The 18,394-nt window shown below is 49.8% G+C and carries 16 protein-coding genes and 1 tRNA gene; 12 read left to right on the plus strand and 5 right to left on the minus strand.

Going from position 1 to position 18,394, the window contains the following annotated elements; genetic code table 11:
• Positions 1-9: 9 nt before the first annotated feature.
• On the minus strand, positions 10-606 hold the full coding sequence (gene wrbA / locus A9180_RS10085) for an NAD(P)H:quinone oxidoreductase (RefSeq protein ID WP_001151442.1): 597 nt from the start codon (positions 604-606) through the stop codon (positions 10-12).
• 377 nt (positions 607-983) lie between these two features.
• Between wrbA and A9180_RS10095 the strand changes: the two genes are divergently transcribed.
• A complete protein-coding gene (locus A9180_RS10095; protein ID WP_001273658.1) occupies positions 984-1,157 on the plus strand; it encodes a general stress protein in 174 nt (57 codons plus the stop codon).
• A 217-nt stretch (positions 1,158-1,374) separates the two neighbouring features.
• Positions 1,375-2,013 (plus strand): HTH-type transcriptional regulator RutR, encoded by a 639-nt coding sequence (gene rutR / locus A9180_RS10100; protein ID WP_064528462.1) that lies wholly within the window; start codon positions 1,375-1,377, stop codon positions 2,011-2,013.
• 39 nt (positions 2,014-2,052) lie between these two features.
• Here rutR and putA read toward each other — a convergent pair whose 3' ends face one another.
• Positions 2,053-6,015, minus strand: coding sequence for a trifunctional transcriptional regulator/proline dehydrogenase/L-glutamate gamma-semialdehyde dehydrogenase (gene putA, locus A9180_RS10105; protein WP_064528464.1), 3,963 nt, complete (start codon positions 6,013-6,015; stop codon positions 2,053-2,055).
• A 57-nt stretch (positions 6,016-6,072) separates the two neighbouring features.
• Between putA and A9180_RS10110 the strand changes: the two genes are divergently transcribed.
• The 6 genes from A9180_RS10110 (at position 6,073) to phoH (ending at position 12,988) form a co-directional block, all read left to right on the plus strand.
• The gene (locus tag A9180_RS10110) at positions 6,073-6,276 is read left to right on the plus strand and encodes a hypothetical protein (RefSeq protein ID WP_149025975.1); all 204 of its coding nucleotides are present in this window, start codon (positions 6,073-6,075) and stop codon (positions 6,274-6,276) included.
• Positions 6,277-6,437: 161 nt separating this feature from the next.
• Positions 6,438-7,946, plus strand: coding sequence for a sodium/proline symporter PutP (gene putP / locus A9180_RS10115; RefSeq protein ID WP_064528468.1), 1,509 nt, complete (start codon positions 6,438-6,440; stop codon positions 7,944-7,946).
• 219 nt (positions 7,947-8,165) lie between these two features.
• Positions 8,166-8,996 (plus strand): iron uptake transporter permease EfeU, encoded by an 831-nt coding sequence (gene efeU / locus A9180_RS10120; RefSeq protein WP_000497943.1) that lies wholly within the window; start codon positions 8,166-8,168, stop codon positions 8,994-8,996.
• 57 nt (positions 8,997-9,053) lie between these two features.
• A complete protein-coding gene (efeO, locus tag A9180_RS10125; RefSeq protein WP_064528469.1) occupies positions 9,054-10,181 on the plus strand; it encodes an iron uptake system protein EfeO in 1,128 nt (375 codons plus the stop codon).
• A 5-nt stretch (positions 10,182-10,186) separates the two neighbouring features.
• Positions 10,187-11,458, plus strand: coding sequence for an iron uptake transporter deferrochelatase/peroxidase subunit (efeB, locus tag A9180_RS10130; RefSeq protein ID WP_064528471.1), 1,272 nt, complete (start codon positions 10,187-10,189; stop codon positions 11,456-11,458).
• A 741-nt stretch (positions 11,459-12,199) separates the two neighbouring features.
• The gene (gene phoH / locus A9180_RS10140; RefSeq protein ID WP_064528475.1) at positions 12,200-12,988 is read left to right on the plus strand and encodes a phosphate starvation-inducible protein PhoH; all 789 of its coding nucleotides are present in this window, start codon (positions 12,200-12,202) and stop codon (positions 12,986-12,988) included.
• A 113-nt stretch (positions 12,989-13,101) separates the two neighbouring features.
• On the opposite strand, the gene A9180_RS10145 is transcribed toward phoH, so the two are convergent.
• From A9180_RS10145 to A9180_RS10155, 3 genes are all read right to left on the minus strand, one after another.
• Positions 13,102-13,962 carry a hypothetical protein gene (locus tag A9180_RS10145; protein WP_064528477.1) on the minus strand — a complete coding sequence of 287 codons (861 nt, stop codon included), beginning with the start codon at positions 13,960-13,962 and terminating at the stop codon, positions 13,102-13,104.
• A 182-nt stretch (positions 13,963-14,144) separates the two neighbouring features.
• Complete coding sequence (locus A9180_RS10150; protein WP_064528478.1) at positions 14,145-14,522, minus strand: hypothetical protein; 378 nt, start codon at positions 14,520-14,522, stop codon at positions 14,145-14,147.
• Positions 14,523-15,127: 605 nt separating this feature from the next.
• Positions 15,128-15,215, minus strand: a tRNA-Ser gene (locus A9180_RS10155).
• A 233-nt stretch (positions 15,216-15,448) separates the two neighbouring features.
• Here A9180_RS10155 and ghrA point away from each other — a divergent pair.
• From ghrA to A9180_RS10175, 4 genes are all read left to right on the plus strand, one after another.
• A complete protein-coding gene (gene ghrA, locus A9180_RS10160) occupies positions 15,449-16,387 on the plus strand; it encodes a glyoxylate/hydroxypyruvate reductase GhrA (RefSeq protein ID WP_064528480.1) in 939 nt (312 codons plus the stop codon).
• 54 nt (positions 16,388-16,441) lie between these two features.
• Complete coding sequence (gene ycdX, locus A9180_RS10165; protein ID WP_064528482.1) at positions 16,442-17,179, plus strand: zinc-binding phosphatase; 738 nt, start codon at positions 16,442-16,444, stop codon at positions 17,177-17,179.
• Between the two features lie 22 nt (positions 17,180-17,201).
• The gene (ycdY, locus tag A9180_RS10170) at positions 17,202-17,756 is read left to right on the plus strand and encodes a molecular chaperone YcdY (RefSeq protein WP_064528484.1); all 555 of its coding nucleotides are present in this window, start codon (positions 17,202-17,204) and stop codon (positions 17,754-17,756) included.
• 101 nt (positions 17,757-17,857) lie between these two features.
• The gene (locus A9180_RS10175) at positions 17,858-18,349 is read left to right on the plus strand and encodes a DUF1097 domain-containing protein (protein WP_064528823.1); all 492 of its coding nucleotides are present in this window, start codon (positions 17,858-17,860) and stop codon (positions 18,347-18,349) included.
• Positions 18,350-18,394: the final 45 nt, after the last annotated feature.

Below are 18,394 nucleotides of genomic sequence, written 5' to 3' on the forward strand. Positions count from 1 at the left end.
TGTTGAAGATTAGCCGTTAAGTTTAACTGCCAGACCAGCGACATATTCCCCCTGATAACGTGCGATAGACAGCTCTTCCTGGCTGGGTTGGCGTGAACCGTCACCGCCTGCAATGGTGGTTGCGCCGTACGGCGTTCCGCCGCGAACCTGCGAGACGTCAAAAAGTTCCTGCGCTGCGTAGCCAATAGGGACAATCACCATGCCGTGGTGGGCAAGTGTCGTCCAGGTGGATGTGATGGTTTGTTCCTGACCGCCGCCGGTGCCGGTAGAGCTAAAGACGCTCGCCAGTTTGCCGTACAATGCGCCAGAAGCCCACAAGCCGCCAGTCTGGTCGAGGAAGGTACGCATTTGCCCGGACATATTGCCAAAGCGGGTTGGCGTGCCAAAAATAATGGCATCGTAATCGGCCAGTTCTTGCGGCGTTGCAACAGGTGCAGTTTGCGTTTTACCGCCTGCTTTTTCGAATAATTGCGGCTGCATGGTTTCCGGTACACGCTTAACAACAACTTCTGCGCCATCGACTTTGCTTGCGCCTTCCGCGACTGCGCGCGCCATCGTTTCGATATGTCCGTACATGGAATAATAAAGCACCAGAACTTTAGCCATTTCTAACCACTCCTCGTGTTATCTCTATTCCGTAGCGATTCGCTACCACTCTTTTAAAGATAAGACGTCCTTTTCAGAGTGCAAATTTCACAAGCACTTATTTGATTTATAACAATTTTCACAAGCGCATAAATTTGTCGCAAAATGATACATTTTTATCCCATAGCGTTTTTTTAATCATAAGAGAGGCTTATGGATAATTATTGGAAATGATATCCATTCTCGCTCAGAACCTGTTGCAGGATATTACCAAACGCGGGTCCACCCGCGTCAGTTCACTAAGCTTAGTCCCACGTAGCGAAAATATGGCAACCGCCATACGCCGCGTTAATCCTATGCAATGCAATATGATGTCTACATCAAGACGGAGGTCAGTAATGGCAAACCATCGAGGCGGTTCAGGTAATTTTGCAGAAGACCGCGAAAGAGCATCAGAAGCAGGTAAAAAAGGTGGACAGCACAGCGGGGGGAATTTCAAAAATGACCCGCAGCGCGCATCTGAAGCAGGAAAAAAAGGTGGCAAAAGCAGCCACGGCAAAAGCGACAACTAGCCGGGCTACTCAATGACGAATGCGTTTGTCTGACGCGCGTCAATACGCCACTGCCGCCGGTAATTCCGGCGGTTTTTCGTTCTACTCTCCTTAATATCCTCACGTTAATACCTTTCTCGCTCATTTCACCATTATTCATTTGTACTGTGAATGTTGATGGTCGAGGCATCATGCTGATTTTGCTATCCTGTTGCCAATCTAAAAGAGGGGAGAGCGCATGACGCAAGACGCAGTGAAAACAACGGGTAAACGTTCGCGCGCAGTGAGCGCGAAGAAAAAAGCGATTCTTAGCGCGGCACTGGACACTTTTTCACAATTCGGTTTTCACGGTACAAGGCTGGAGCAAATAGCAGAGTTGGCGGGCGTTTCAAAAACCAATCTGCTGTATTACTTTCCGTCAAAAGAGGCGCTATACATTGCCGTGTTGCGGCAAATTCTCGATATCTGGCTGGCGCCGTTAAAGGCGTTTCGTGAAGATTTCGCCCCGCTGGCGGCGATCAAAGAGTACATTCGTCTGAAACTGGAAGTCTCCCGCGATTATCCGCAGGCCTCACGCCTGTTTTGTATGGAAATGCTGGCAGGTGCGCCGCTATTAATGGATGAACTGACGGGCGATTTGAAAGCATTAATTGATGAGAAATCGGCGCTGATTGCCGGTTGGGTCAAAAGCGGCAAACTCGCGCCGATTGACCCGCAGCATCTGATTTTTATGATCTGGGCTTCCACTCAACATTACGCCGATTTTGCCCCCCAGGTGGAAGCGGTGACAGGCGCCACGTTGCGTGATGAAGTGTTTTTTAATCAAACGGTTGAAAACGTGCAGCGGATTATTATTGAAGGGATTCGGCCACGTTAATGATGCCGGAGGAAGTTGCAAGATCCTCCGGCAACCTGTTTAACCGATAGTCATCAAACTGGCGTTACCGCCAGCAGCAGCGGTATTCACACTCAGTGAACGTTCAATATAGAGCCGTTCCAGAAGGATATTGCTTTCGCCACGGGCAAAACCCTGCACCGAAACAATTGCACCATCCCGCGCGGCAACGGCTTCACATAACGCGCGAAGCTGATCCGAATCACCGTGGAAGATCACCGCATCAAACGGTTGAGCGGTAATATTTTCCACTTTCGCCAGTTGAATCCGTTCGTTGACTGCCGATGGTAATGCCTTCACTAACTGACGATGCAGTGCGTCATCCGGCCACAGCACCTGGCTGCCAACGGCCAGCACGGCGGCGAGTTGGGTCAGCGCATCCTGCTCATCATCCGCAATACACAACACGCGCTCACGCGGCAGCAGCGTCCAGGTGTTGCGTTCACCCGTCGGCCCTGGTAGCAATCGCTGTGTTCCTGCCTGCGCCAGTTCGCCATATTGCGTACATAACGCCTGCAATTCTGTCCGGTTTGCCGCCCATTCCCGCAGTGCATTTAGCGGCTGAATTAATGCCGCCTTCAGTTGGGCATCGACCGGATACTCTGCATCCTGACGCGCGAGCGTCACCGCCAGTGCGCTATCCGGGCGATTCGCCAGCAGACGGTAGAGATAGAGCGGCCCGCCTGCTTTCGGCCCGGTGCCGGACAATCCTTCGCCGCCGAACGGTTGCACCCCAACCACCGCGCCAACCATATTACGGTTAACATACAAGTTACCGACATGCGCCGAGCCAGTGACCTGAGCAATGGTTTCATCAATACGCGTATGGACGCCGAGCGTCAGGCCATAGCCGGAAGCGTTAATCTGCTCGATCAGTTCTGGTAACTGATTACGGCTGTAACGCACCACATGCAGCACCGGACCAAAGACCTCTTTTTGCAATTCAGCAAAGTCATCCAGTTCGATAAGCGTCGGAGCGACAAAGGTGCCACTTTGCCATTCACGGGCATCTTCGCTGTTTTCCCGCACCGCCTGGAACACCGGACGGCCTTTGCCACGCATGGTCTGAATATGACGCTCAATATTGGCTTTCGCTTCGCTATCAATCACCGGACCGATATCGGTGGTCAGGCGACCCGGATTACCCATCCGGCACTCAGCCATTGCGCCGCGCAGCATTTTCAGCGTGTGGTCGGCAATTTCATCTTGCAGGCACAGCACACGCAGCGCCGAACAACGCTGGCCTGCACTGTCGAAGGCCGAGGCCAGCACATCGACGACGACCTGTTCGGTCAGGGCGGAGGAATCGACAATCATCGCGTTCATACCGCCGGTTTCTGCAATGAGCGGAACAGGGCGACCCTGAGCATCCAGGCGGCTGGCGATATTGCGTTGCAGTAACGTGGCGACTTCGGTTGAACCGGTAAACATCACCCCGCGCACGCGATCATCACCCGTCAGTTGCGCGCCCACAGTTTCACCCTGACCTGGCAGCAACTGCACCACGCCTGGCGGTACGCCCGCTTCCAGTAAAATAGAGATGCCTTGCGCGGCAATCAGCGGCGTTTGTTCTGCCGGTTTTGCCAGCACGCTGTTACCCGCCGCCAGTGCGGCGGCGATCTGCCCGGTGAAAATCGCCAGCGGGAAGTTCCACGGACTGATACACACCACAGGCCCTAATGGACGATGAGTTTCGTTAGCGAAATCATCCCGCACCTGTCCGGCGTAGTAGTGGAGAAAATCGACGGCTTCACGCACTTCGGCGATGGCGTTACTGAATGTTTTTCCGGCTTCACGCACCAGAATACCAATCAGTTGCTGCATCTGGCTTTCCATCAGCACGGCAGCGCGATGCAAAATCGCCGCGCGTTCAGCCGGAGGAGTGGCAAACCAGATTGGCGCGTTATTTACTGCACTTTCCAGTGCCTGTTCCACTTCACGCGGCGTGGTTTCACGCACATAGCCCACAATATCTTTCGGTTCCGCCGGGTTGATAACGGGTAACATTTCACCTGCCGCTACCGGTTGTTCCAGTATTGGCAAGGCCTGCCATTTTTGCAGTGCACTATTGAGCAGGGCAGAGGAAAGCGATGCCAGTCGGTGTTCGTTGGCGAGATCCAGCCCTGCCGAGTTGTCGCGTCCGTGACCGTAAAGATCACGCGGCAGTGGAATTTTCGGATGCGGTAATCCAGTTTGCCCTTCCTGTTGTGCCATTTTTTCAACGGCAGTGACCGGATCGGCAACCAGTTCATCCAGTGGCAGAGATGTGTCGGCAATACGGTTAACAAACGAGGTGTTGGCACCGTTTTCCAGCAGGCGACGCACCAGATACGCCAGCAGCGTTTCATGTGTGCCGACCGGAGCATAAATACGACACGGACGGTTAAGTTTGCCGTCAGCGATTTTCCCGGTGACCTGCTCATACAGTGGCTCGCCCATGCCATGCAGGCACTGGAACTCGTACTGGCCCGGGTAGTAATTCTGACCCGCCAGTTGGTAAATCGCCGCCAGCGTATGGGCGTTGTGCGTTGCAAACTGCGGGTAGATTAGATTTGGCACCGCCAGCAGCTTTTTCGCACAGGCGAGATAAGAGACGTCTGTGTACACCTTGCGGGTATAAACCGGATAACCTTCAAGGCCGTCCATCTGCGCACGCTTGATTTCACTATCCCAATATGCGCCTTTCACCAGACGAATCATCAGACGGCGACGGCTGCGGGTCGCGAGCTCAATCAGGTAATCAATCACCAGCGGGCAGCGTTTCTGATAAGCCTGAATAACAAAACCAATACCGTTCCAGCCTGCCAGCTCTGGCTCGAAACAGAGTTTTTCCAGCAGATCGAGGGAGATCTCCAGACGATCGGTTTCTTCGGCGTCAATGTTGATACCAATGTCGTACTGGCGTGCCAGCAAGGTTAATGATTTCAGACGCGGGTAAAGCTCTTCCATTACCCGGTCATACTGGGCGCGGCTGTAACGCGGATGTAGCGCCGACAGCTTGATTGAAATCCCCGGACCTTCATAGATGCCGCGACCATTGGATGCTTTACCAATAGCGTGAATCGCCTGTTGGTAGGAAACCATATACGCCTGCGCGTCCGCTGCGGTCAGTGCGGCTTCGCCCAGCATATCGTATGAGTAACGGAAACCTTTCTCTTCAAGCTTGCGGGCATTGGCTAATGCTTCCGCGATGGTTTCGCCAGTGACAAACTGCTCGCCCATCAGGCGCATCGCCATATCCACACCTTTGCGGATCAGCGGTTCGCCGCTCTTACCGATAATGCGATTCAGCGAACGGGAGAGGCTGGCTTCGTTATGGGTAGAAACCAGTTTGCCGGTAAACAGCAGCCCCCAGGTGGCGGCATTAACAAACAAAGACGGGCTACGACCAATGTGTGACTGCCAGTTACCGTTGCTGATTTTGTCGCGAATTAACGCATCACGGGTGGCTTTGTCGGGAATACGCAGCAATGCTTCCGCCAGACACATCAGCGCCACGCCTTCCTGCGATGACAGTGAAAACTCCTGCAATAACCCCTGCACCATGCCAGCGCGACCACTGGCGTTTTTTTGATTACGCAGTTTATCCGCCAGTTGATACGCCAGTTTGTGCGCCTGTTCAGCAATCGGCTGCGGCAGGCGGGCTTGTTCCAGCAGCATAGAAACCGCTTCGCTTTCCGGGCGGCGATATGCGGCGGTGATGGCGGCGCGGGAAACCGACTGAGGCAAAATTTGCTCGGCAAAGTCGAGGAACGGCTGGTGTGGTTCCTCTGCCGGATTCGGCGCTTCATCGCTCTCATTGGCCGCGCCAGAAAGTAGCGCAGGCAGTTCCGGCAAGGTATCGCTGTTTTCCAGCTGTTCAAGATAAGAAAAAATCGCCTGCTTAATTAACCAGTGCGGTGTGCGATCGATGCGTGTTGCGGCAGACTTAATACGCTCACGCGTCGCGTCGTCCAGCTTAACCCCCATAGTGGTGGTTCCCATGCCATTACTCCTGTTGTTCTGAAAAGTGCAACTTAACGTTATCGTGAAATATCCATTATGTTGCAACTTTGTGCAACCGCGTTAAATGTGACTTACGTAGCAAGCTTAAAAATGAATGAAATGTTAATAAAAGAAATCGATATGACAGGAATTAAAAAAGTAATGCAGGCTTTTTCTCTGCGGCAGTTAACATTTTTGAAAGGTGCAACCGCAAAAAATGTGAGGAAGTGCAACCTGATGAAAAATAGTGTCGCTGGGTAATAAAATTTGATGTAAATGATGTGTTAAATCGATTGTGAATAACCAGCACTTCCGGCAGGATACGGTCGCCCTGGTAAAACATAAACTCTGTTACCCCGTTCCGGTGGCAGATATAACGGCAAGTTTCGACATTGCCGATAATAATTTTTTGGAGACTTTAGATGGCTATTAGCACACCGATGTTGGTGACATTTTGTGTCTATATCTTTGGCATGATATTGATTGGGTTTATCGCCTGGCGATCAACTAAAAACTTCGACGACTATATTCTGGGCGGTCGCAGCCTTGGGCCGTTTGTAACGGCATTATCTGCGGGTGCGTCTGACATGAGCGGCTGGCTGTTAATGGGCTTGCCGGGCGCAGTTTTTCTTTCCGGTATTTCCGAAAGCTGGATCGCCATTGGCCTGACATTAGGCGCGTGGATCAACTGGAAGCTGGTGGCAGGGCGGTTGCGTGTGCATACCGAATACAATAATAACGCCTTAACTCTGCCGGATTATTTCACCGGGCGCTTTGAAGATAAAAGCCGTATTTTGCGCATTATCTCCGCGTTGGTTATTTTGCTGTTCTTCACCATTTATTGTGCCTCTGGCATTGTGGCAGGCGCACGTCTGTTTGAAAGCACCTTCGGCATGAGCTACGAAACGGCTCTGTGGGCAGGGGCAGCGGCGACCATCCTTTATACCTTTATTGGCGGCTTCCTCGCGGTGAGCTGGACTGACACTGTACAGGCCAGCCTGATGATTTTTGCGCTGATCCTGACGCCTGTCATTGTCATTATCAGCGTCGGCGGGTTTGGTGATTCGCTGGAGGTTATCAAACAAAAGAGCATTGAAAACGTTGATATGCTCAAAGGACTGAACTTTATCGCCATTATCTCGCTGATGGGCTGGGGGCTGGGGTACTTCGGTCAGCCGCACATTCTGGCGCGTTTTATGGCGGCGGATTCTCATCACAGCATCGTCCATGCGCGTCGTATCAGTATGACCTGGATGATCCTCTGCCTGGCAGGGGCAGTGGCTGTCGGCTTCTTTGGGATTGCTTACTTTAATGATCATCCGGCGTTGGCGGGGGCAGTAAATCAGAATGCCGAGCGCGTGTTTATCGAACTGGCGCAAATTCTGTTTAACCCGTGGATTGCCGGGATCCTGCTGTCGGCGATACTGGCGGCGGTGATGTCAACCTTAAGCTGCCAGTTGTTGGTATGTTCCAGTGCGATTACTGAAGATTTGTACAAAGCGTTTCTGCGTAAACATGCCAGCCAGAAAGAACTGGTGTGGGTAGGGCGTGTCATGGTGCTGGTGGTGGCGCTGGTGGCGATTGCGCTGGCAGCGAACCCGGAAAACCGCGTGCTGGGGCTGGTGAGCTACGCGTGGGCTGGCTTTGGCGCGGCGTTTGGACCGGTGGTGCTGTTCTCGGTGATGTGGTCACGTATGACGCGCAACGGATCGCTGGCGGGGATGATCATTGGCGCGCTCACGGTTATCGTCTGGAAACAGTTCGGCTGGCTGGGACTGTACGAAATTATTCCGGGCTTTATCTTCGGCAGTATTGGGATTGTGGTGTTTAGTTTGCTGGGTAAAGCGCCGTCAGCGGCGATGCAAAAACGCTTTGCCGAGGCCGATGCGCACTATCATTCGGCACCGCCGTCACGGTTGCAAGAAAGCTAAGGGAAGGCGTTTTACCGAAAATCCCACGTCATAATGGGAATCAGGCAGAGGGCAATCAGTGATTGCCCTCTGTGTTTTTTCTCAAAATATTTTTACATTTTCTCATCATTATCACTACATTCTGCTTGTGTTTTTCTGTGTCGTAATGATAATCACTATCACTGTGATTTACTTTTCTTTGCATAGATTGACTCAGAAAAACGTTTAAGGGTGGGTGGCATGTTTGTTCCGTTTCTCATTATGTTGCGCGAAGGACTTGAAGCCGCGCTGATTGTCAGTTTGATTGCCAGCTATCTTAAGCGTACCCAGCGAGGCCGATGGATTGGAGTCATGTGGATTGGCGTGTTGCTTGCCGCTGCGTTGTGCCTGGGACTGGGCATCTTCATTAATGAAACCACCGGCGAATTTCCACAAAAAGAGCAGGAGCTGTTTGAAGGTATCGTGGCGGTGATTGCTGTGGTGATCCTCACCTGGATGGTTTTCTGGATGCGCAAAGTGTCGCGTAACGTCAAGGTGCAACTGGAGCAGGCAGTCGATAGCGCATTGCAGCGTGGAAATCATCATGGCTGGGCGCTGGTGATGATGGTCTTTTTTGCCGTTGCAAGGGAAGGGCTGGAGTCGGTTTTTTTCCTGCTGGCGGCATTTCAACAAGATGTCGGGATCTGGCCCCCGCTCGGCGCAATGCTGGGTCTTGCCACGGCTGTGGTGCTTGGTTTCCTGCTCTACTGGGGCGGTATTCGACTGAATCTGGGCGCATTTTTCAAATGGACCAGCCTGTTTATTCTCTTCGTCGCCGCAGGGCTGGCGGCAGGTGCCATTCGCGCATTTCATGAAGCCGGATTGTGGAACCACTTTCAGGAAATCGCCTTCGATATGAGTGCGGTGCTCTCAACTCACTCGCTGTTCGGTACGCTGATGGAAGGTATTTTTGGTTATCAGGAAGCGCCGAGCGTCAGCGAAGTCGCCGTCTGGTTTATTTATCTCATCCCGGCGCTGGTAGCGTTTGCTCTGCCGCCACGTGCAGGAACGACAGCGTCTCGCTCCGCGTAACGAATACGACGCAAATTCTTGCTTAGTTACAACATACTTTAAAGGGATAGTCTCGTCATGACCATTAACTTCCGTCGTAGCGCACTGCACCTGAGCGTAGCTGCGCTGTTCTCCTCTGCTTTTATGGCTAACGCCGCTGATATTCCGCAGGTCAAAGTCACTGTGACAGATAAACAGTGCGAACCGATGACCATTACGGTTAACGCCGGGAAAACACAGTTCATCATTCAGAACCACAGCCAGAAGGCGCTGGAGTGGGAGATCCTCAAAGGGGTGATGGTGGTGGAAGAGCGAGAAAACATTGCTCCCGGTTTTAGCCAGAAAATGACGGCAAATTTACAGCCTGGCGAATACGATATGACCTGCGGTCTGCTGACTAACCCGAAAGGGAAGTTGATCGTTAAAGGTGAGGCAACGGCGGATGCGGCGCAAAGCGACGCGCTGTTAAGTCTTGGCGGCGCAATTACCGCATATAAAGCGTATGTCACGGCGGAAACCAAGCAGCTGGTGACCGACACCAAAGCTTTTACCGACGCTATTAAAGCGGGCGATATCGAAAAAGCGAAAGCGCTGTATGCGCCGACGCGCCAGCACTATGAGCGGATTGAACCGATTGCTGAACTGTTCTCCGATCTGGATGGCAGCATTGACGCCCGTGAGGATGATTACGAGCAAAAAGCCGCCGACCCGAAATTCACCGGTTTCCACCGTCTGGAAAAAGCCTTATTTGGCGACAACTCCACCAAAGGAATGGATCAGTACGCTGACCAGCTTTATACCGATGTGGTCGATTTGCAAAAACGCATCAGTGAACTGGCTTTCCCACCTTCAAAAGTGGTCGGCGGCGCAGCCGGACTGATTGAGGAAGTGGCAGCCAGCAAAATCAGCGGTGAAGAAGATCGTTATAGCCACACCGATCTGTGGGACTTCCAGGCCAACGTTGAAGGCTCGCAGAAAATTGTCGATCTGCTGCGTCCACAACTACAAAAAGCCAACCCGGAACTGCTGGCAAAAGTCGATGCCAACTTCAAAAAGGTCGATACCATTCTGGCGAAATACCGTACCAAAGACGGTTTTGAAACTTACGACAAGCTGACCGATGCCGACCGTAACGCGCTGAAAGGACCGATTACTGCGCTGGCGGAAGATCTGGCGCAACTTCGCGGTGTGCTGGGACTGGATTAAGCTTTATGCAGTATGAAAATGAAAACGGCGTGAATGAACCGTCACGCCGACGTTTACTGAAAGGGATTGGCGCGCTGGCGCTGGCGGGAAGTTGCCCGGTCGCGCATGCACAAAAACCGCAAAGTGCGCCAGGTACGCTTTCACCGGATGCGCGCAGTGAAGTGCAGCCTTTTTATGGCGAGCATCAGGCGGGTATTCTGACGCCGCAGCAGGCTGCAATGATGCTGGTGGCATTTGATGTGCTTGCCAGCGATAAAGCCGACCTTGAGCGATTGTTTCGCTTGTTGACTCAGCGGTTTGCTTTTCTGACTCAGGGCGGAGTGGCCCCAGAAACACCAAATCCGCGCCTGCCGCCACTCGATTCCGGTATTCTTGGCGGCTACATTGCGCCTGATAATCTCACCATTACGTTATCGGTGGGCCACGCATTGTTTGATGAGCGCTTTGGTCTTGCAACGCAGATACCGAAAAAGTTGCAAAAGATGACGCGTTTCCCCAACGACTCGCTTGATGCAGCGTTATGTCATGGTGATGTGTTGCTACAGATTTGTGCCAACACCCAGGACACGGTGATCCATGCGCTGCGCGATATCATCAAACACACGCCGGATTTACTCAGCGTGCGCTGGAAGCGGGAAGGGTTTATCTCCGATCACGCGGCACGCAGTAAAGGTAAAGAGACACCAATCAATTTGCTGGGCTTCAAAGACGGTACCGCCAATCCCGATAGCCAGAATGATAAGTTGATGCAAAAAGTGGTGTGGGTCACGGCAGATCAGCAAGAACCAGCCTGGACTATTGGTGGCAGCTACCAGGCTGTGCGCTTAATTCAGTTTCGCGTTGAGTTTTGGGACAGAACACCGCTGAAAGAACAGCAGACGATTTTTGGTCGTGATAAGCAAACCGGTGCGCCGCTGGGTATGAAGCATGAGCATGATGTTCCCGATTACGCCAGCGACCCGGAAGGGAAGGTGATTGCACTGGACAGCCATATCCGGCTGGCGAATCCCCGCACGGCGGAGAGCGAGTCCAGCCTGATGCTGCGACGTGGCTACAGTTATTCGTTGGGCGTCACCAATTCCGGGCAACTGGACATGGGGCTGCTGTTTGTCTGCTACCAACACGATCTGGAAAAGGGCTTCCTGACAGTACAAAAAAGACTGAACGGCGAGGCGCTGGAGGAATACGTCAAACCTATCGGTGGCGGTTATTTCTTTGCGTTGCCAGGGGTGAAGGACGCGAACGATTATCTCGGAAGCGCATTATTGCGGGTTTAATGTTTTTAGGCGGATAGGCGTTTACGCCGCATCCGACGTTCGTGCGCTGGTGCCTGATGCGATGCTGGTGCATCTTATCAGGCCTACAATCGGTGCCGAATCGGTAGGTCGGATAAGGCGTTTACGCCGCATCCGGCATTCGTGCGCTGGTGCCTGATGCGATGCTGGCGCATCTTATCATGCCTACAATTGGTGCCGGAACGGTAGGCCGGATAAGGCGTTTACGCCGCATCCGGCAAGAACAAGGTACTTTACCAGCAACCGCGAATCCTGCTGAAAGCACATAACTTTCTCTATCACTGTCATCACTCTGTCATCTTTCCAATAGAAACTAATGTCACCGAAATGGGTGTTTATGGTTAAATATAAGTGAATATGCTGTTGCAATGAGTGAGAGATCTGTTGTAATTATTATGTAACAGCGGTAGTTCCCGGCAGTGATAGTCAGTCACTATGGAGATCGCGGATGGTAACGTCCTGTACTGGACATGTTTTAGACAATCAACGCTCCACCAAACGCGGAGACTCCTCCTCCGGTAGCAACTGCGTCACTCTACATTCTCATCCACTTCCTTTCTTTACTCGTGTTACCGACGCCGTAAACGGTGCGCGTAGCCGTTTTTGGTGTTATTTCCAAAAGCAAACTATGGCTTACAAGGAAGCCAACCCTCTGATGTTCGTGCGCATAATCGCGCTGCCAATGGCGCGTGTGATGAATACAAACAACTCAAGGTGCTCTCCATGGGAAGACAAAAAGCAGTGATCAAAGCTCGTCGCGAAGCAAAACGTGTGCTGAGACGGGATTCGCGCAGCCATAAACAGCGTGAAGAAGAATCGGTCACCTCGCTTGTGCAGATGAGCGGCGTAGAAGCCATTGGTATGGCCCGCGACAGTCGCGATACTTCGCCAATCGAGGCGCGAAATGAAGCGCAATTGCACTATCTGAAGGCTATTGAGAGTAAGCAGCTGATATTCGCTACGGGCGAAGCCGGGTGCGGTAAAACCTGGATCAGTGCGGCAAAAGCGGCAGAGGCCCTGATACATAAGGATGTCGACAGGATCATCGTCACCCGTCCAGTTCTACAAGCAGATGAAGACCTTGGCTTCTTACCCGGGGATATTGCAGAAAAGTTTGCTCCCTATTTTCGCCCGGTCTACGACGTGCTGGTCCGGCGCTTAGGGGCTTCCTTTATGCAGTATTGCCTGCGACCGGAAATAGGGAAGGTGGAAATTGCGCCGTTTGCCTATATGCGTGGACGTACCTTTGAAAATGCAGTCGTCATTCTTGACGAGGCGCAGAATGTGACTGCCGCGCAAATGAAAATGTTTTTAACCCGCCTCGGGGAGAACGTGACGGTTATCGTCAACGGTGATATTACGCAATGCGATTTACCTCGCGGTGTGCGCTCCGGATTAAGTGACGCGCTGGAACGTTTCGAAGAAGATGAAATGGTCGGGATCGTCCGGTTCGGCAAAAATGATTGCGTACGTTCGGCACTTTGCCAACGTACGCTACATGCATACAGTTAAGCGTATTATAAGCGCAGAGCCCGGGCTAACCGGGCTTTGTTTTTGATGTTTATGCCCGGGCTACAACTTTATCTGAAACTGCCTATAGCCGGTTTAGTTGCAATGCAGAATAGCTATTTTAAATAATAAAGTCTGTTCTCAATATATTCATTCAGTTTTGTCAACTCTTCTGATATTTTTTCCTTATTCAATTCATTGTTTTTTGTCATGGTTAATAAAATCAGTTTCTTTGTTTTTTTTGATAAAATTCCCGGGAGGAAATTTCTGCTGTTATACATTTCATGAACAATGTTGAGTAATTCGTTATTAAACGAATCAATATTAGCCATGTTGTCGATTTGAGGGTTGCTGTCTTGAAAGTTTTTTATAATTTTATATATTTTGATAAGGAAATAAAGTTCAATACTTCTCTGGGATTGTTCTTCTGGTGTAAAAATTGGAAAATCATATTGTTCACATATTGTATCATAATCATCAAACTTGTCATTTTCAATTGACCATAACTTTCTCTTTTCTATTTTATCCTTTGTTGATTTTATCTCGGAAAACATTCTTTTTATTATTAATGAAATGATGGCTGTGACAAATAAAATTATTACGCCAATATGTGTGGAGTAATAAAAAAGTAACATGATAAATGAAATTACTGGCAGTGCTAATGAAGTAATAATCAATAAATTAGCAACTTTACTATATGAGTGTAGTTCAAAAATGAACTCCCTTTCACCACTTGCAAATATGTAAAATAATGAGAAGCCTGTGTTCAGCAATGTTGATATTGCGAAACCTAACGTAGCCCACCACAGCGGAACACTATTGGAGATATTGACAGGAGATACACTAAAAAGCCCAATGAAAAAGGTAAAGCAGGCTCCAGTAAGAATTGAGTGAAAATATGAAAACCATTTTATACTCTCCCCTGTATGATACCCTTTTTTATATGCGCGCCAGGCAATCCTCTTTGTATTATACATGGTTCTATCCTTAAATTGACTTAAACAAATGTACGAGACTATTATCAATATTGTATATAACTTACTGTCTCATCGCCAGCATTAATGTCATATCAGTTTGTGCGTTAGGTAGTAACCAAATAAATAACTATGATTAAATGTATTTATCTGGTAATAGAATTGTCCTACTACCAGATAGACAATTAGTTATTGTGATGAATAATTTGGTGAAACTCGGCAGGTATGTTAGGTCCAAAACTTAGCGCATATTGATAACAAACATCTGTCCACTGATGATTTTTGTAAAAAGCAAGAATAACTTGTTTAACCATTTGGTATTCAATATCGAGTTCGTTTTTTAAGTCGTTTTCAAAATCATACCAGTTTAATCTTTCATTGTTGCTTAACTTTTCATCGTATTTTTCAAATATATCATGTGTGTGATTGATGTTTTTTTCATCCCAATCCATTGAAATAGTTAATGACTCCACAGGATGATTATGGTAGTTGATTATGTCACCAAGGATGTTTATATGGTATTTCAATTTTTCAATTTCTTTTGAAATTTCAGTTAAGTTCATGCTTTATCCTCCATCTTATAAATTGTTGAATTCATCGCAGATATGACATCTTGAATCTTTGTTTGTAGATCATGAACATATGCGAGTCTGGAGTGCCTGAATGCCAACCTGTTTCGTAAGAGTTAAGATTTATTTTGCTTCAACAAGAAGCAGGCGAGTAACAACATCAGGACCTTTTGCATCAAGAGTTCTTAAAGCGATATCGGAAACTCTTTTGTCTTGTGCTCGCTTCAGAAGAGCATAGTCATGCTGTCTGTTATTAAAGGATACTCCCATCCATTTACTCGCAATAGTTAGAATTGAATCGCTTTGTACATTTATATTCAGCTTTTGCCTTTGTAAGTAATAAATATTATTTCGCTATTATCTTATGCAAATATGATTTTGCAAAACAAGGTATCTTTCCCCCCATCCTTTATGAACGCAACATGAGACTATGTTGGGAAACTCCTCGTCGCCCTGCGGGCAGCCCGTTCACTGCGTTCGCGGTCTGTCCAACTGGCTGCCGCCAGTTGTCGAACCCGGGTCCGGGCTTCTCATCCCCGCCAGGCTGTGCAACATGTGAAAAAAAAGCCCGTACTTTCGTACGAGCTCTTCTTAAAATATGGCGGTGAGGCGGGGATTCGAACCCCGGATACGTTGCCGTATACACACTTTCCAGGCGTGCTCCTTCAGCCACTCGGACACCTCACCACATTGTTGTTCCTGTCTTGCTGGAACGGGCGCTAATTTATGGAAATAGTTGCTTCGGGTCAACAAACTTTTTTAAAAAAAAGTGCGTTTATTCAAACTTCAAACAATTTGCAGGTTAAATAAGCAAGTTTTGCTTTTTTTGCCACCGACTGCAGATTTGCTATTCTGATGTTCCTTGCAGATCATAACAATAAGCGTGAATAAATTCCGCTCAACCGTTTTCGGGAGCCAATATGGATATCATCTTTTATCACCCTACCTTTGACACAAAATGGTGGATTGACGCGCTGAGTAAAGCGATACCTCATGCCAGGGTCAGAGCCTGGGAAAACGGAGATAACCTGGGCGCAGATTATGCGTTAGTCTGGCATCCTCCAGTTGAAATGCTGGCAGGACGCGATCTTAAAGCAGTGTTTGCACTCGGCGCCGGTGTGGATTCTATATTGAGTAAACTACAGGCACACCCTGAAATGCTTAAACCCTCCATTCCGCTTTTCCGCCTGGAAGACACCGGTATGGGCGAGCAAATGCAGGAATATGCTGTAAGTCAGGTACTTCATTGGTTCCGGCGTTTTGACGATTATCGAATCCAGCAAAATGCTTCGCACTGGCAACCGCTGCCTGAATATCATCGGGAAGATTTTACAATTGGCATTTTGGGCGCTGGCGTGTTGGGCAGTAAAGTCGCACAGAGTCTACAAACCTGGCGCTTTCCGCTGCGTTGCTGGAGCCGCACTCGTAAATCATGGCCAGATGTACAAAGCTTTGCTGGAAGCGAAGAGCTGAAGGCATTTCTGAGTCAATGCCGGGTACTGATTAATCTGTTACCGAATACGCCTGAAACGGCCGGCATTATTAATCAACAATTATTCAATCAATTACCGGATGGCGCGTATCTTCTCAATCTGGCGCGAGGCGTTCATGTGGTGGAAGATGACCTGCTCGCGGCTCTGGATAGTGGCAAGATTAAAGGAGCAATGCTGGATGTTTTTAATCGTGAACCTTTACCGCCGGAAAGCCCGCTCTGGCAACATCCACGCGTCACGATAACACCACATGTGGCAGCTATTACGCGCCCCGTCGAAGCAGTGGCGTATATTTCGCGCACCATTTCCCAGCTAGAAAGGGGGGAGGCCGCTAGCGGACAAGTCGACCGAGTTCGAGGCTACTAATAAAGCGCCAGGATTCCTGCTATCCTTGGCAAGAATTGAATACAGGAGAGAGTTATGTATCCCGTCGACCTTCATATGCATACTGTTGCCAGCACGCATGCATACAGCACATTAAGTGATTACATTGCCCAGGCTAAACAGAAGGGAATCAAGCTTTTTGCAATTACCGATCATGGACCGGATATGGAAGATGCGCCGCATCACTGGCATTTCATTAATATGCGTATTTGGCCACGAGTGGTTGATGGGGTAGGGATCCTGCGCGGCATTGAAGCCAACATTAAAAATGTTGACGGCGAAATTGACTGTAGCGGCAAAATGTTTGAGTCGCTGGATTTAATCATCGCTGGTTTTCATGAACCGGTTTTTGCGCCACATGATGAAGCGACCAATACGCAAGCGATGATCGCGACTATCGCCAGCGGCAATGTGCACATAATAAGCCATCCGGGCAACCCGAAATATCCTATTGATTTCAAAGCAGTTTCTGAAGCAGCCGCGAAACACCAGGTCGCGCTGGAAATCAATAATTCGTCCTTCTTACACTCGCGCAAAGGCAGTGAAGATAACTGCCGTGCAGTTGCTGCTGCGGTGCGCGATGCTGGCGGTTGGGTGGCATTAGGCTCGGATTCTCATACCGCGTTTAGTATGGGTGAATTTGAAGAGTGTCGTAAAATTCTCGACGCGGTTGATTTTCCAGAAGAACGCATTTTGAATGTTTCACCGCGCCGTTTACTCAACTTCCTGGAATCCCGCGGTATGGCGCCGATTGCGGAATTTGCTGAACTTTAATTGCTTTTATGGAAATAAATAAATGAACGAGTTTTCTATCCTGTGTCGTGTTCTGGGGTCACTTTATTACCGCCAACCACAGGACCCTTTACTGGTTCCGCTGTTTACCCTGATTCGTGAGGGAAAATTGGCAGCGAGCTGGCCACTGGAGCAGGATGAGTTGCTGGCGCGTTTGCAGAAAAGTTGTGATATGGCGCAAGTGTCTGCCGACTACAATGCGCTGTTTATCGGCGATGAAAGTGCAGTACCGCCTTATCGCAGCGCCTGGGTTGAGGGCGCGACGGAAGCGGAAGTGCGTGCTTTTCTTTCAGAACGCGGGATGCCGTTAGCAGATACGCCAGCAGATCACATCGGCACGTTGCTGCTCGCGGCTTCCTGGCTGGAAGATCAGTCAACGGAGGATGAAAGCGAAGCACTGGAAACGCTGTTCAGCGAGTATCTGTTGCCGTGGTGTGGCGCTTTTCTCGGTAAAATTGAGGCCCATGCAACCACGCCGTTCTGGCGCACTATGGCACCACTGACTCGCGATGCTATCGGCGCAATGTGGGACGAACTCGAGGAAGAAAAAGAAGAATAAATGTGATAATGGTCACTCATTAGTGCAACACCAAACTCTACGTTGCATAAAATGTGTGCTCGATCTCATTCATGGGTGCGTTTTCTGTTATCATTCGCGACATGAACATACTTCTCTCTATTGCAATCACAACGGGCATTCTCTCCGGTATCTGGGGATGGGTGGCCGTTTCCCTTGGTTTACTCAGCTGGGCTGGTTTCCTTGGCTGCACGGCCTACTTTGCCTGTCCACAAGGAGGCCTGAAAGGGTTGGCGATCTCCGCTGCAACGCTGTTTAGCGGTGTGGTGTGGGCAATGGTCATCATTTACGGTAGTGCTCTGGCACCCCATCTGGAAATAGTTGGCTATGTCATGACTGGCATTGTTGCTTTCCTGATGTGTATTCAGGCCAAACAGCTATTGCTGTCATTTGTTCCGGGTACGTTTATCGGCGCGTGTGCGACGTTTGCCGCGCAGGGGAACTGGAAGCTGGTATTGCCATCTCTGGCGGTTGGGCTGGTGTTTGGTTACGCGATGAAAAACAGTGGGCTCTGGTTGGCAGCGCGCAGTGCTAAGGCCGCTCACCATGAACAACAAGTAAAAAATAAAGCGTGAGAGAATCACGCTTTATATTGAATACGTAAAAGCCGGATTAAAAAG

The sequence above is a fragment of the Escherichia sp. B1147 genome (assembly GCF_001660175.1).
GTDB lineage: Bacteria > Pseudomonadota > Gammaproteobacteria > Enterobacterales > Enterobacteriaceae > Escherichia > Escherichia whittamii.

Coding starts and splice junctions, on each gene's coding strand:
- wrbA (WP_001151442.1), bottom strand. CDS start 606: ATGGCTAAAGTTCTGGTGCTTTATTATTCCATGTACGGACATATCGAA.
- A9180_RS10095 (WP_001273658.1), top strand. CDS start 984: ATGGCAAACCATCGAGGCGGTTCAGGTAATTTTGCAGAAGACCGCGAA.
- rutR (WP_064528462.1), top strand. CDS start 1,375: ATGACGCAAGACGCAGTGAAAACAACGGGTAAACGTTCGCGCGCAGTG.
- putA (WP_064528464.1), bottom strand. CDS start 6,015: ATGGGAACCACCACTATGGGGGTTAAGCTGGACGACGCGACGCGTGAG.
- A9180_RS10110 (WP_149025975.1), top strand. CDS start 6,073: ATGTTGCAACTTTGTGCAACCGCGTTAAATGTGACTTACGTAGCAAGC.
- putP (WP_064528468.1), top strand. CDS start 6,438: ATGGCTATTAGCACACCGATGTTGGTGACATTTTGTGTCTATATCTTT.
- efeU (WP_000497943.1), top strand. CDS start 8,166: ATGTTTGTTCCGTTTCTCATTATGTTGCGCGAAGGACTTGAAGCCGCG.
- efeO (WP_064528469.1), top strand. CDS start 9,054: ATGACCATTAACTTCCGTCGTAGCGCACTGCACCTGAGCGTAGCTGCG.
- efeB (WP_064528471.1), top strand. CDS start 10,187: ATGCAGTATGAAAATGAAAACGGCGTGAATGAACCGTCACGCCGACGT.
- phoH (WP_064528475.1), top strand. CDS start 12,200: ATGGGAAGACAAAAAGCAGTGATCAAAGCTCGTCGCGAAGCAAAACGT.
- A9180_RS10145 (WP_064528477.1), bottom strand. CDS start 13,962: ATGTATAATACAAAGAGGATTGCCTGGCGCGCATATAAAAAAGGGTAT.
- A9180_RS10150 (WP_064528478.1), bottom strand. CDS start 14,522: ATGAACTTAACTGAAATTTCAAAAGAAATTGAAAAATTGAAATACCAT.
- ghrA (WP_064528480.1), top strand. CDS start 15,449: ATGGATATCATCTTTTATCACCCTACCTTTGACACAAAATGGTGGATT.
- ycdX (WP_064528482.1), top strand. CDS start 16,442: ATGTATCCCGTCGACCTTCATATGCATACTGTTGCCAGCACGCATGCA.
- ycdY (WP_064528484.1), top strand. CDS start 17,202: ATGAACGAGTTTTCTATCCTGTGTCGTGTTCTGGGGTCACTTTATTAC.
- A9180_RS10175 (WP_064528823.1), top strand. CDS start 17,858: ATGAACATACTTCTCTCTATTGCAATCACAACGGGCATTCTCTCCGGT.